This window comes from Pseudomonas sp. B22129, from assembly GCF_044218875.1.
Taxonomy (GTDB): Bacteria; Pseudomonadota; Gammaproteobacteria; order Pseudomonadales; family Pseudomonadaceae; genus Aquipseudomonas.
The window spans coordinates 985,337-999,341 of the sequence record NZ_CP162592.1; the positions used below are offsets into that span (position 1 = coordinate 985,337).

Here is a 14,005-nt window from a genome sequence, read left to right on the forward strand (position 1 = left end):
ATCTATGACTACTACGCCTAAACCTTTGGTCCTGATAATTCTCGATGGCTTCGGACACAGTGAAAGCCACCACGACAACGCCGTGTACTCGGCCAACAAGCCGGTACTGGACCGCCTGACCGCCACCGTACCGAACGGTTTGATCTCCGGTTCAGGCATGGACGTCGGCCTGCCGGACGGCCAGATGGGCAACTCGGAAGTCGGCCACATGAACCTCGGCGCCGGACGAGTGGTATACCAAGACTTCACACGCGTGACCAAATCGATCCGCGATGGCGAGTTTTTCGAGAACCCGACCATTTGCTCAGCCGTAGATAAAGCGGTCGCCGCCGGCAAAGCCGTGCACTTTATGGGCCTGCTGTCCGACGGCGGTGTACACAGCCACCAGGACCACCTGGTTGCCATGGCCGAACTGGCCTTCAAGCGCGGCGCCGAGAAGATTTACCTGCACGCCTTCCTCGACGGCCGCGACACCCCGCCCAAAAGCGCGCAATCGTCCATCGAGCTGCTCGACGCCACGTTCGCAGCGCTGGGCAAAGGCCGCATCGCCAGCCTGGTCGGCCGCTACTTCGCCATGGACCGTGACAACCGCTGGGACCGCGTTTCCCAGGCTTATAACCTGATCGTCAACGGCGAATCCGAGTTCAACGCCGCCACCGCCCAGCAAGGCCTCGAAGCCGCCTACGCCCGTGGCGAAAGCGATGAGTTCGTCAAGGCCACCACCATCGGTGAGCCGGTGAAGGTTGAAGATGGCGACGCCGTGGTGTTCATGAACTTCCGCGCCGACCGTGCCCGCGAGCTGAGCCATGTGTTCGTCGACGCCGGTTTCAAGGACTTCGAACGCTCGCGCCAGCCGAAAACCGAATTTGTGATGCTCACCCAATACGCCGCCAACATCCCGGCCCCGTCGGCCTTTGCGCCGGGCAGCCTGGACAACGTGCTGGGCGATTACCTGGCAAAAAACGGCAAGACCCAACTGCGCATCGCCGAAACCGAAAAATACGCCCACGTGACCTTCTTCTTCTCCGGCGGGCGTGAAGAACCCTTCCCGGGCGAAGAACGCATCCTGATTCCGTCGCCAAAAGTCGCCACCTACGACCTGCAACCGGAGATGAGCGCACCGGAAGTCACCGACAAGATCGTCGATGCCATCGACAACCAGCGTTATGACGTGATCGTGGTCAACTACGCTAATGGCGACATGGTGGGTCACAGTGGCAACCTGGAAGCCGCAGTCAAGGCCGTGGAGTGCCTGGACACGTGCGTCGGCCGTATCGTTGACGCGCTGGAGAAGGTGGGCGGCGAAGCGCTGATCACCGCCGACCACGGTAACTGCGAGCAGATGTCTGACGAATCCACCGGCCAGGCCCACACTGCGCACACCACCGAGCCGGTACCATTCATCTACGTTGGCAAGCGCGACTTGAAGGTCCGTGAAGGCGGCGTGCTGGCGGATGTGGCGCCAACCATGCTGAAACTGATGGGGCTGGAGAAGCCGAAAGAGATGACCGGCACATCAATCCTGGTCTAAATCCCGGATACACCACAAAACACTGTGGGAGCGGGCTTGCTCGCGATAGCATTCTGCCAGTCAACTACACAGTTCACTGACACACCGCTATCGCGGGCAAGCCCGCTCCCACATTGGTATGTGGCGTCCAGGCGATATCTTGCCCTCCAGCCCGAATTGGGCGTTTTTTTTGCTGCGCTTGGCGGGCATACTAGGCCGTCCCTTTCCCTGGTGTCGCCCGCCTCTATGCTTCGCGCCTTGATTACCCTCGCTCTTGTCTGCCTGCTCCAACCGGCGTTTGCCGATGAGCGCGCACAAACCCAACAACAGTTGGACGCTACGCGTCAGGACATTACCGAGCTGAAAAAACTGCTCGGCAAGCTCCAGGAAGAAAAATCCGGCGTGCAGAAAGACCTGCGCGGCACGGAAACCGAAATGGGCAAGCTGGAGAAGCAGGTCCAGGAGCTACAAAAAGAATTAAAGAAGAGCGAGTCGGAACTGGAGCGACTCGACGGTGAGAAAAAAAAACTCCAGAGCGCACGCGTTGAACAGCAACGCCTGATCGCGATCCAGGCTCGCGCCGCCTACCAGAGCGGCCGCCAGGAGTACCTCAAGCTGCTGCTCAACCAGCAGAACCCGGAAAAATTCGCACGAACCCTGACTTACTACGACTACCTGAGCAAGGCGCGCCTGGCGCAATTGAAGGGTTTTAACGAAACCCTGCGCCAACTGGCCAATGTCGAGCAGGAAATTACTGATCAGCAGTCACAACTGGCGGATCAGAAAAGTGCCCTCGACGCCCAGCGCGACCAGCTCGACAAAGTGCGCAAGGAGCGCCAGTCGGCCCTGGCCAAACTCAATGACGACGTAAAGGCCCGCGACGCCAAGCTCCAGGCCCGCGAGCAGGACCAGGCCGACCTGGCCAAAGTACTCAAAACCATCGAAGAAACCCTGGCTCGCCAGGCACGTGAGGCCGAAGAAGCGCGGCAAAAAGCGCTGATCGCCCAGCAGGAAGCCGAAAAAAAGCGCCAGCGTGAGGCCGAATTGGCGGCCACTACCGACGCTCCAGCGCCGCGCAAGCCCGCGCACGCAGCGCCTGGCCCGCTGGTTTCCAGCAGCGGCGAGTCATTCGGTGGGCCGTTTGCTTCAGCGCGCGGCAAACTTCCATGGCCAGTTGATGGTCGACTGCTGGCACGCTTTGGTGAAACCCGGGGCGATGACACGCGGGCCAAGTGGGATGGGGTGATGATCAGCGCCGCCGCCGGCAGCCAGGTCCACGCCGTGCACGGCGGGCGCGTGGTGTTTGCCGATTGGCTGCGCGGTGCCGGTTTATTGGTAATTCTTGACCACGGTAATGGCTATTTGAGCCTTTATGGCCACAATCAGACTTTACTCAAGTCGGCAGGTGATGTTGTAAAAGCCGGTGAATCCATCTCCACTGTGGGTAACAGTGGTGGCCAGGACACCCCGGCGCTGTACTTCGCTATTCGTCAGCAGGGTCGCCCGAGCGATCCCGCACAATGGTGCCGTTCCCAAGGATAGGGCCGCATCTACATTAGGAGTTCGTTCGACATGCTGCATTTGTCCCGCCTCACTTCGCTGGCCCTGACGATCGCCCTGGTGATCGGCGCGCCCCTGGCTTTCGCCGATCAGGCCGCACCTGCGGCGCCTGCTGCTACAGCCGCGACCACCAAGGCACCGCTGCCGCTGGACGAGCTGCGCACCTTTGCCGAGGTCATGGACCGGATCAAGGCAGCCTATGTCGACCCTGTAGACGACAAGACCCTGCTGGAAAATGCCATCAAAGGCATGCTCAGCAACCTTGACCCGCACTCGGCCTACCTGGGCCCGGAAGACTTCGCCGAGCTGCAGGAAAGCACCAGCGGTGAATTCGGTGGCCTGGGCATAGAAGTGGGCTCTGAAGACGGCAACATCAAAGTGGTGTCGCCGATTGATGACACCCCGGCGTCCAAGGCCGGCATCCAGGCGGGCGACTTCATCGTCAAGATCAACGGCCAGCCAACCCGCGGCCAGACCATGACCGAAGCCGTCGACAAGATGCGCGGCAAGCTCGGCCAGAAAATCACCCTGACCTTGGTGCGCGACGGCGGCAACCCGTTTGACGTAACCCTTGCCCGCGCGACCATCACGGTCAAGAGCGTGAAAAGCCAGCTGCTGGAGTCCGGCTACGGCTACATCCGCATCACCCAGTTCCAGGTCAAGACCGGCGACGAAGTGGCCAAGGCCCTGGCCAAGCTGCGCAAAGACAACGGCAAGAAGCTCAACGGCATCGTGCTCGACCTGCGTAACAACCCCGGCGGCGTGTTGCAGGCGGCGGTGGAAGTGGTCGACCACTTCATCACCAAAGGCCTGATCGTTTACACCAAGGGCCGTATCGCCAACTCCGAGTTGCGCTTCTCGGCCACCGGCAACGACCTCAGTGAAGGCGTGCCACTGGCGGTACTGATCAACGGCGGCAGCGCCTCGGCCTCGGAAATCGTCGCCGGCGCCCTGCAAGACCAGAAACGCGGCGTGCTGATGGGCACTACCAGCTTCGGCAAAGGCTCGGTGCAAACCGTGTTGCCGCTGAACAACGACCGCGCATTGAAGATCACCACAGCGCTGTACTACACGCCGAACGGTCGCTCTATCCAGGCTCAGGGCATCGTGCCGGACATCGAAGTGCGCAAGGCCAAGATCACCAACGAGGTCGACAGCGAGTTCTACAAAGAGGCGGACCTGCAAGGTCACTTGGGCAATGGCAACGGCGGCGCCGACCAGCCAACCGGCAGCGGCGCCAAAGCCAAGCCGATGCCACAGGACGATGATTACCAACTGGCCCAGGCGCTGAGCCTGCTCAAGGGCCTGAGCATCACGCGCAGCCGCTGATATGCGTGTTGCCCTGATCATCGCTGTGCTCTGCAGCCTGGCCGGCGTCGCCCATGCGACCCCGGCCAGCGAGCCTTCCAAAGCCTACCTGACCCTCATCATCGACGACCTGGGGCAAAACCTGCCCCGGGACCGTCGCGTGCTGGCCCTGCCTGGGCCGGTGACTACGGCGATCATGCCCGACACGCCCCACGCCGCTGAATTCGCCCGAGAGGCGCACAAGGCCGGCAAGATCGTGATCCTGCACATGCCCATGGACCCGGCCACCGGCCCGTTTGCCTGGCACCCGGAACTGCCCATCGAAGAACTCGGCAAACGCCTGGACGCCGCCTTCAAGGCCGTGCCCTACACCGCCGGCATCAACAACCACATGGGCAGCCGCATGACCGCGCAGCCAGAAGCCATGGCCTGGTTGATGGCCGAACTGCAGCGGCGCAACAAGTTCTTCGTCGACAGCCGCACCAGCGCGCAAACCGTGGCGGCGGCCGAAGCTCAGAAAATCGGTTTGGCCCATGTCTCGCGGGATGTGTTCCTCGATGACGAGCGCACCGAGGCGGCCATCACGACTCAATTGCAGACGGCAATCAAGCTGGCCCACAAACAGGGTTCGGCAGTGATGATCGGCCACCCTTACCCGCAAACTCTGACGGTGCTTGAGCGCGAATTACCCAAGCTCAAAGCCCAAGGCGTCGACTGGATTGATATCAAGTTGATGATCAGCGTGCGCAGCAACCAGGCGATGGCGGCACACGGTAAAAACGGCACCTATCGCCCTGCCTCTAGATAAGTACAGCTGGCACCGCCACCCGGTCCTGAATAGTGAGCCTTCAAACTCACTATTCAGGACGCTCCATGAACATCCCCACCCTATGTATTTCCGGGCTGCTGCTCGCCAGCATTTCGGGGGCGCTCAATGCAGCACCCAAAGATTTTGGCGAAGGCCTGGCCAACTCCGGCCCCGCACGCATGCTGACCAATGCCCGTCGCGAACACGACTACTGGAATGGCATTGGCCGGATCAGAAACGACGAGCAGACGCTTTGCACCGCCAGCCTGCTGGACACACGCGATGAAAACGGTCTATCAGGCCCAGCCTATGTCGTAACCAGCAGCCACTGTTTGCATCGCCTGAACAGCTCCGTGCAAAAGGATCTGCCGATCAAGGGAAGCATCAGCTTCAACTATTTCGACGACACCCTCGACGCGCTCAAAACCTTCCCGTTGAAAACGCTCAAATGGGGCAATAGCCAAGGCGCCGACTTGGCCATTATCGAACTGCACAGCTCACTGGCCGACTTGATCAAGGCAGGCATTCGCCCCTTGAAGCTTGCCGACCAGGTACCTGCTGACGGCACCGACATCCTTGCCTTGATGGCGCCAGAGTGGAACACCCTGCACCTCTCAGCCTGCGTCCAGCAGGCTTCCCAGGAGTTGGTGGAGCAACCTTTCGTATGGCGCGAAACCATGAAGAATCAGTGTAATGGAACCGAACGCGGTAGCTTCGGAGGCCCACTGCTGGACCGGCAAAGCAACTTGTTATTCGGCATTCTGAGCACCAGCACGCGCGATCAACCGCAAGAGCGCAAATGCCAGCGTGACGCCCCCTGTGAAGTGATCGACGGCATGCCCGCCTGGCAGCCCGAAACCAACTACGGCAGCCCGATCACCTTTCTCAATCAATGTTTTGTAAAAGGCGTATTGCAGGCCAACAGCAAGCACTGCGACCTCTATCCGATCGTATCCATCGCCTTCAAAAACCCTGAGCCGATCCAGCAGTACTTCACTCATCAACCTGACGGCAAAGGCAATGACATCGTACCGCGCTGGAACCTGACGTTCGCCACCAACACCCCGTTTTACCGCTACAAGACCACCCGGCGCGCCATCGACTGCGAAAACCCCGTGCACTACAGCTCGCCGATCAAGGCGGACAATGCCTGGATCAACGATGCCATCGACGCGCAGGCCGGCCTGCACATGCTGTGTATCGTCGGAGTAACCTCAGCCGAGCAGACGGTCACGAACAACATGATGAGAAATGCCCTGACCCTGGCCGTTGAACTGGCCGAACCGGGCCCAACCCGCGCGCCCAGCCTTACCATCAACCTCGACAGGCTGGGGTTGTTGGCCTACACCGTCATATGGAATCTGGACCCGCCGTTCATGCGCCGCTACCTCTATAAGTACGGACCCGCTGCCACCACCGATTGCGCGAGCACCTCCAACTACCTGTCGATCCCCGGGAAGCCCGAACTCGATGGGGAGGATGAAGACCCACCGATCGATCTGGTGTATCCACTCAATGACTCTGCGGGCATGCCACAGCAAAAATTCGCCCAACTGATCAGCGTGCGCAATACGCCAATCAAGATCTGCACCTACGCATTCGATCAGGCCGATCAACCCTCGACCCTGCGGATCGATCTGCTCAAACCGCGCTGACCGATCGAGCATTAATCTATATAGCTACCACTCGGCGATATCAGAGCTGATCAATAGTGAACTCTCCAATCAACTTGAGAGTTCTTCTATGGACCCCTTGCAATACAACGACCTGCTCATCAGCTTTACCAGTGAGTTCCTGCCACTTTGGAACGACAAGGGATCCGGCGCGCACAAAGCCGTCAGCCTGTGGCGGCCCAGCACGGCACCCGATGCACTGAGCTCGTTTTTCTCCTTGGGCGATATTGCGGTGGGTCACTATCGCAATATCAACCAAGGCAAAGTCGTCGCTGTGGTCAGCGACGCCAACAAGGTCGATGGCACGGCCCTGCGCCCACCGGTCGATTACCAATTGATGTGGCACGATGAAGGAACCGGCGCACTCAGCAACGCGTCTATCTGGCGCCCAATACCGCCAGAGGGTTACGTGGCGATGGGGCTGGTGTACGGCGTGAACTACGACAAGCCCTCGCGCCACGCCGTGCGCTGTGTCCGTGAAGACCTGGTGGTGCCGTCCAAAGTGGGCGAGCTGATCTGGAACGACAAAGGCAGCGGTTCCACCAACGACTTGAGTACCTGGTCGATCGCGCCTCTCGATGCACCTGCGGGGGAAATCTACTTGGCCCCGGGCACGTTCATTGCCAATAACAGCTATGCAAGGCCAGCCCTTGTGACCTATTCGCTGCGCCTGGCTCTGAGCGCGCAGCTCAACGAACTGCCGCCGCCGCCAGCTCTTGTCGGGCATGAAAGCCCTGCCCTTGATGAAACCGGCCCCACACTTCAGGTGTGCGAGCTGCCCTGGTTCTGTGTAAAAGACCCGGAATTGACGGCATTTGAACAGTTTCAATCCTCGTCGGTTTACCGGCTGGAGCGCACTGATCACCACCTGCTGGCGGGCTTCGGGCACAACACCGAAACAACCAACCAGCCGTTCATGTGGACCGTCACCAAAGGCGAGCTGGGAGGGCATGCCAAGGCCCTGGCATTCAACGCCAATGTGGATCTGAGCAAAGAATGGCCGGTGTACGCGCATGCCTTTGAGCTGGCGTTCTCGGCACATCTGGATCGAAACTTCACCCATACCCAACGTTCAGCGAAAGGCTGGGGTCACCCTTCGCAGCTGGAAGTCATCACTTACGTTGCGCCGAACAAGGCCGTTGCGGCCTACCTGCTGCACAGTGAATACCGCCTGCTGCGCCAGGATGGCAGCCAAGTGTCAGGCACAGTGAGCTACGTTAATGGCGATCACGTGTACTTGAGTGAGTCGCGGGAGGCCGAGCCGCAACCCGAAGAGACGCCTGCGCCCTTGAACACCCCTGAAACGGCGGAACCTGAGTCAGAGGTAACGGGCTACGATCTGTTCGACGACACCCTCACCCCGTAGTTGATCAAGTGCCGCCTGGAGCTTGGCAACTACGTCATCCGGCACCTCTTTGTTCAGCGCCAGGTACAGCTGGGCGCTGTTGAAACGCAAGACGGTTTTGAGCTGGGTTACCCCGACCTGGCGGGCCAGATAACGGCCCGCCGGGTCGCCAGTGGCCCACAGGTCGATCTGACCCTCCATCAGCTTTTGCGCGTTATCCTGATCGCGCAGCGCAACGACGGGGTTAAGCCCTTGCTTTTCGAGTGTCTCGGCAATGGCGTCGCCTTTGTAAGCGCCGATCCTGTAACGGCGCGCATGCTCAAGGTCCGCCAGTTCAATCTTGCTGTCGGCCTTGGCCAACATCACCCAATCATCCGGGCCGATGGGGCCGACCCATTTGAACAAGGCTTCACGATCCGGCAGGCGCGCCATCACGAATACGCCATAACCGGGCTTTTCCAGGGCGAGTTTGTAGATTCGCTCCCAGGGAAAACGCAGGGTCAGGTTATAGGAAATGCCGGCACGCTTGAAGGTCTCGCGGACGATGTCCACCGCGATGCCTTCAATGTTGTCTTCCTTGGCGAAGTTCTTGCCGTTTTTCGCCATGTTGTAGGGCGGGAAGTTTTCCGTCAGTAGCACTAGGGAGGCATCAGACGGCGCTTCGGCACGCGCGGAACCTGCCAACAGGATGGAAGTACTGGCGAAGGCGAGCAGCAGGTGTTTGAACATGAAGGTTACCGAAATCCATGGCAAGCGCAGAGAGTGCCCCGCGCCTGCCAGGGTGTCCAGCAGCGTTTAGCGAACGACGATACCGCGCGCCGCCATGTAGGCCTTGGCCTCTGGAACGGTGTATTCGCCAAAGTGGAAAATGCTCGCCGCCAGCACTGCGCTGGCATGGCCTTCGGTCACGCCGTCAGCCAGATGCTGCAGGTTGCCGACGCCGCCGGAGGCGATCACCGGAATGCCCAGCGCATCGCTGATGGCGCGGGTTACGCCCAGGTCGAAGCCGTTTTTCATGCCGTCCTGGTCCATGCTGGTCAGCAGGATTTCACCGGCGCCCAGGCCTTCCATTTTCATCGCCCACTCCACCGCGTCCAGCCCGGTCGGTTTGCGCCCGCCGTGGGTGAAGATCTCCCAGCGCGGGGTTTCGCCCGGGCCGGAGACTTTCTTGGCGTCGATGGCAACCACGATGCACTGCGAGCCAAAGTGCTGCGCGGCTTCGCCGACGAACTCCGGGTTGAACACGGCGGCCGTGTTGATCGAAACCTTGTCTGCGCCGGCATTGAGCAGGTTGCGGATATCTTGCACGGTGCGCACGCCACCGCCCACGGTCAGCGGAATAAACACCTGGCTGGCCATGCGCTCCACGGTGTGCAGCGTGGTGTCGCGGCCGTCGACGCTGGCGGTGATGTCGAGAAAGGTAATCTCGTCGGCACCTTGCTCATCGTAGCGACGGGCGATTTCCACCGGGTCACCGGCGTCGCGGATGTTCTCGAACTTGACGCCCTTGACCACGCGACCGTTGTCGACGTCCAGGCAAGGGATGATGCGTTTGGCCAGCGCCATGGTCAGTCCTCAGCCGTTGTAGGCGTCGCAGTAAGCCTGGGCTTCGGCGACGTCCAGGGTACCTTCGTAGATTGCACGGCCGGTGATGGCGCCGATGATGCCGGGTGCTTTCGCGTCCAGCAGCGACTTGATGTCGCCCAGGTTATGGATGCCGCCGGATGCAATCACTGGGATTTTGGTCGCAGCGGCCAGCGCAGCGGTGAACGGCACGTTGCAGCCCTGCATCATGCCGTCTTTGGCGATGTCGGTATAAACGATGGCGGAGACGCCGTCGGCTTCGAACTGCTTGGCCAGGTCGATGACCTGCACGGTGCTGATTTCGGCCCAGCCGTCGGTGGCGACGAAACCGTCTTTGGCGTCCAGGCCCACGATCACCTTGCCAGGGAACGCGCGGCAGGCTTCGGCAACGAACGCAGGGTCCTTCACGGCCTTGGTGCCGATGATCACGTAGCTCACGCCAGCCTTGACGTAGTGCTCGATGGTTTCCAGGGAGCGGATACCGCCGCCGATCTGGATTGGCAGGTTGGGGTAGCGCTTGGCGATGGCGGTGACCACTTCACCGTTGACCGGCTGGCCTTCGAAGGCGCCGTTCAAGTCCACCAGATGCAGACGACGGCAGCCCCCTTCCACCCATTTGGCAGCCATGCTGACCGGGTCATCGGAGAACACGGTGGAATCTTCCATGCGGCCTTGGCGCAGGCGTACACACGCGCCGTCCTTGAGATCGATAGCGGGGATAATCAGCATCTGGCAAACCTTATTCGATAGTCAGCAATGCTTGGGAAATCAGGGTTTCTCAAGCGACCACAAGTCGCTTTCGATGCTTTCGAACCTTTCTTTAAGGAGCGTCTGCGTGTCGAAAATCGCCTTGTTGTAATAGTGCGGCGCAACTTCGGTGGTAAACAGCTCAAGAATCTCGGCGACCTCGAACGAGCCCAGCTTGAGCTCGAAACGGTCCTCCATGAAGCGCTTGATCTTGAGGGTAGCCTCACTCTCCTGTTCAGGCGTGAGGCTCAAGACCGGCAGCTTCGGCTTCTTGGCCATTACCAGCGGCCATCCCACGCGGCGAAGTTCTGCAGCAATTGCAGGCCATGGGTATGGCTCTTCTCCGGGTGGAACTGCACCGCAAAGCGCGAACCTTCGGCCAGCGCTGCGGCGAAGTCGACGCCGTAATGCCCGCCACCCACCACCTGGCGCGGGTTACCGGCGGTGATGTAGTAGCTGTGCACAAAGTAGAAACGCGCCAGGTCCGGAATGTTGTGCCACAGCGGGTGATCCACCGCCTGGCTGACTTCATTCCAACCCATGTGCGGGACTTTCAGGTGGGCGCCGTCTTCGTGCAGATCTTTGCCGAAGAACTTCACCTGGCCGGGAAACAGGCCGATGCAGTCCACGCCGTCGTTCTCTTCACTGTGCTCAAGCAAGGCTTGCATGCCCACGCAGATGCCGAGGAACGGGCGATCCTGGCTGACTTCACGCACCAGGCTGTCAAAGCCCAGGCGGCGGATCTCAGCCATGCAATCGCGAATCGCGCCAACACCGGGAAATACCACCCGGTCGGCCTCGCGAATCACCTCTGCATCGCTGGTGATCAGCACCTTGCCGGCCCCCACGTGTTCGAGGGCCTTGGCCACCGAGTGCAGGTTACCCATGCCGTAGTCGATAACCGCGACCGTCTGCATTACAGGACGCCCTTGGTCGACGGCATTTGCCCGGCCATGCGGTCATCGAGCTCCACGGCCATGCGCAGCGCGCGGCCGAAAGCCTTGAACACGGTTTCGATCTGGTGGTGAGTGTTGGTGCCGCGCAGGTTGTCGATGTGCAGGCTGACGAGTGCGTGGTTGACGAAACCCTGGAAAAACTCCTGGAACAGGTCAACGTCAAAGCCGCCCACAGTGGCGCGGGTAAAAGGCACGTGCATCTGCAAGCCTGGGCGGCCGGAGAAGTCGATGACCACGCGCGACAGCGCTTCGTCCAGCGGGACATAGGCGTGGCCGTAGCGGCGGATGCCTTTCTTGTCGCCGATCGCCTTGGCAAACGCCTGGCCGAGGGTGATGCCAACGTCTTCCACCGTGTGGTGGTCGTCGATATGCAGGTCGCCCTTGCTGACGATATCCAGGTCGATCAGCCCGTGGCGGGCGATCTGGTCCAGCATGTGCTCAAGAAAAGGTACACCGATATCAAATCGGGCCTTTCCGGTGCCATCCAGGTTGATCGAGACTTTAATCTGGGTTTCCAGAGTGTCGCGCTCGACGGATACCTTACGTTCGGCCATCACCAGCTCCGCAAAATCATTGGGCGAAAAAGGCAGCCATTATAGGGGCGCGGGCGCCAAACAGAAACATCGGAGGGGATAAGACTGATGGAGTGTCGGGGATAGACATGTCAGTACAAGTGTGGGAGCAGCTTTGTGTGGGAGCGGGCTTGCTCGCGAAGGCGGTGGGTCAGCCAATACATGTGCTGACTGATCAATCGCCTTCGCGAGCAAGCCCGCTCCCACAGGGTTAGTGGAACAGTACTGCGGTTTTCTGCAGAGTTACCCACACGCCCCACGCCAACGGAATACCCACCACCAGCCAGGCTGCGATCGCCAACGGCACAGTGCCGGAAGCCGCTTTCCACTCAAGCGAGGTGGAAGCATCAGCACCTTTGTCGTGGCCCAGCGCCTGCTCGGCAGCCAGTTCGGCGTCGGTCATGAAGTACTTGTCCGCCACCGGGCGTACCAGCAGGTTGCAGATGAAGCCCAACACCAGCAGGCCGGCGAGGATGTACAAGGTGATGTCGTAGGCCGCCGCGCGTTCAACGCCGATGCTCAGCTGATACTCACGCAGGTAGTTCACCAACACCGGGCCCAGCACGCCGGCCGCGGCCCAGGCGGTCAGCAGGCGACCATGGATCGCGCCGACCATTTGTGTACCGAACAGGTCGGCCAGGTAAGCCGGAACCGTCGCAAAACCACCGCCGTACATCGACAGGATGATGCAGAACGCCGCCACGAACAGCGCCACGTTACCCAGGTGCCCCAGGTTCGGGATCAGCGCATACAGGGCAAAGCCCAGTGCAAAGAACACGAAGTAGGTGTTTTTGCGGCCCAGATAGTCAGAGAACGATGCCCAGAAGAAACGGCCACCGATGTTGAACAGGCTCAACAGACCGGTGAAACCTGCAGCGATGGCCGCGATGGAGGCCAGTTGACCCGCGTCCAGCTGACCAAACGTCAGGCCGTTACCCAGCAACTTGCCACCAAACACTTCCTGCAACAGCGGCGAAGCCATGCCGAGGATGCCGATACCGGCGGATACGTTCAGGCACAACACCAGCCAGACCAGGCGGAATTGCGGGGTTTTCCAGGCCACGTTCACGTGGACGTGGCGGTGGGTGATCATCGCGTTGCTGGCCTTTTTCGCCGGCGCGGTCCAGCCCTCAGGCTTCCAGCCGGTCGGCGGAACGCGGTACGACAGTGCGCCACCGATCATGAACACGAAATAGATCACAGCCATGACCACGAAGCTCTGCCACACGCCCACGCTGGTCGGCGAAGCAAAGTGGCCCATCAAGGCTGCAGCGAGTGGGGCGCCAACCATCGCGCCGCCGCCGAAGCCCATGATCGCCATGCCAGTGGCCATGCCGCGCTTGTCCGGGAACCACTTGATCAGGGTCGAGACGGGCGAGATGTAGCCCAGGCCCAGGCCAATACCGCCGATCACGCCGGAGCCGATCCACATCAGCCAGATCTGGTGGGTATAGATACCCAGCGCCGAGATCAACAGGCCGCCACACCAGCACAGCGCCGATACAACGCCGGCCTTGCGTGGCCCGGCATGTTCCAGCCAGCCGCCCCAGATCGCTGCCGAGCAGCCCAGGAAGATGAAGAACAGGGTGTAGATCCAGCCCAGCATGGAGATGGGCCAGTCGCACTGGGACGAAAAGATTTGCGCGATGAAGCTCATGTCCGGCGCGCAGGCGACCGGTGCGGTGATACCCAGGGCTTTGGACAGTGGCAGCCAAAACACCGAGAAACCGTAGGCCATGCCGATGCACAGGTGAATGGCCAGGGCGGCCGGCGGAACCAGCCAGCGGTTGAAGCCGGGCTTGGCGATGATGCGCTCCTTGGACAGGAACGCAGGCTGTGCGGCAGTTGAACCTGCCACAGTGCTAGTGCTCATTGGTGTTTCCCCCAGTTATTAGTATGTGTCCGTCAGGCGCTCTCTCCCTCGGCCTTGCACGCAGAGCGT

General features: G+C 60.6%; 13 protein-coding genes. 6 read left to right on the plus strand and 7 right to left on the minus strand.

All coding sequences use genetic code 11. The annotated features are described in order from the left end of the window. Nucleotides 1–4 precede the first annotated feature (4 nt). From gpmI to AB4P94_RS04455, 6 genes are all read left to right on the plus strand, one after another. Entirely contained in the window at nucleotides 5–1,531 is a 1,527-nt protein-coding gene (gene gpmI / locus AB4P94_RS04430) for a 2,3-bisphosphoglycerate-independent phosphoglycerate mutase (RefSeq protein WP_395609557.1), read from the plus strand. Nucleotides 1,532–1,756: 225 nt separating this feature from the next. Beyond that, nucleotides 1,757–3,052: a murein hydrolase activator EnvC family protein gene (locus AB4P94_RS04435; protein WP_395609558.1), complete on the plus strand. Its 1,296-nt coding sequence runs from the start codon at nucleotides 1,757–1,759 to the stop codon at nucleotides 3,050–3,052. Nucleotides 3,053–3,082: 30 nt separating this feature from the next. Further along, a complete protein-coding gene (locus AB4P94_RS04440) occupies nucleotides 3,083–4,399 on the plus strand; it encodes a S41 family peptidase (protein ID WP_395609559.1) in 1,317 nt (438 codons plus the stop codon). 1 nt (nucleotide 4,400) lies between these two features. Next, entirely contained in the window at nucleotides 4,401–5,186 is a 786-nt protein-coding gene (locus AB4P94_RS04445; protein ID WP_395609560.1) for a divergent polysaccharide deacetylase family protein, read from the plus strand. Nucleotides 5,187–5,251: 65 nt separating this feature from the next. Beyond that, nucleotides 5,252–6,841, plus strand: a complete 1,590-nt coding sequence (locus AB4P94_RS04450; protein WP_395609561.1) for a trypsin-like serine protease — start codon at nucleotides 5,252–5,254, stop codon at nucleotides 6,839–6,841. 88 nt (nucleotides 6,842–6,929) lie between these two features. Then, the gene (locus AB4P94_RS04455) at nucleotides 6,930–8,225 is read left to right on the plus strand and encodes a Vps62-related protein (protein ID WP_395609562.1); all 1,296 of its coding nucleotides are present in this window, start codon (nucleotides 6,930–6,932) and stop codon (nucleotides 8,223–8,225) included. On the opposite strand, the gene AB4P94_RS04460 is transcribed toward AB4P94_RS04455, so the two are convergent. The 7 genes from AB4P94_RS04460 to AB4P94_RS04490 form a co-directional block, all read right to left on the minus strand. Continuing rightward, nucleotides 8,178–8,933 (minus strand): substrate-binding periplasmic protein, encoded by a 756-nt coding sequence (locus AB4P94_RS04460; RefSeq protein ID WP_395609563.1) that lies wholly within the window; start codon nucleotides 8,931–8,933, stop codon nucleotides 8,178–8,180. The two genes, AB4P94_RS04455 and AB4P94_RS04460, sit on opposite strands and share 48 nt — an antisense overlap. 66 nt (nucleotides 8,934–8,999) lie before the next feature. Beyond that, nucleotides 9,000–9,770, minus strand: coding sequence for an imidazole glycerol phosphate synthase subunit HisF (hisF, locus tag AB4P94_RS04465; RefSeq protein ID WP_016972251.1), 771 nt, complete (start codon nucleotides 9,768–9,770; stop codon nucleotides 9,000–9,002). A 9-nt stretch (nucleotides 9,771–9,779) separates the two neighbouring features. Next, nucleotides 9,780–10,517 carry a 1-(5-phosphoribosyl)-5-[(5-phosphoribosylamino)methylideneamino]imidazole-4-carboxamide isomerase gene (gene hisA / locus AB4P94_RS04470; RefSeq protein WP_003187784.1) on the minus strand — a complete coding sequence of 246 codons (738 nt, stop codon included), beginning with the start codon at nucleotides 10,515–10,517 and terminating at the stop codon, nucleotides 9,780–9,782. 39 nt (nucleotides 10,518–10,556) lie between these two features. Next, entirely contained in the window at nucleotides 10,557–10,814 is a 258-nt protein-coding gene (locus AB4P94_RS04475) for a DUF2164 domain-containing protein (RefSeq protein ID WP_395609564.1), read from the minus strand. Then, entirely contained in the window at nucleotides 10,814–11,452 is a 639-nt protein-coding gene (gene hisH / locus AB4P94_RS04480) for an imidazole glycerol phosphate synthase subunit HisH (protein ID WP_395609565.1), read from the minus strand. Before hisH ends, AB4P94_RS04475 begins: the two co-directional genes overlap by 1 nt. Beyond that, on the minus strand, nucleotides 11,452–12,045 hold the full coding sequence (gene hisB, locus AB4P94_RS04485) for an imidazoleglycerol-phosphate dehydratase HisB (protein WP_395609566.1): 594 nt from the start codon (nucleotides 12,043–12,045) through the stop codon (nucleotides 11,452–11,454). The genes hisH and hisB overlap by 1 nt, the downstream gene beginning before the upstream one ends. 229 nt (nucleotides 12,046–12,274) lie before the next feature. After that, nucleotides 12,275–13,936 (minus strand): OFA family MFS transporter, encoded by a 1,662-nt coding sequence (locus tag AB4P94_RS04490; protein WP_395609567.1) that lies wholly within the window; start codon nucleotides 13,934–13,936, stop codon nucleotides 12,275–12,277. Nucleotides 13,937–14,005: the final 69 nt, after the last annotated feature.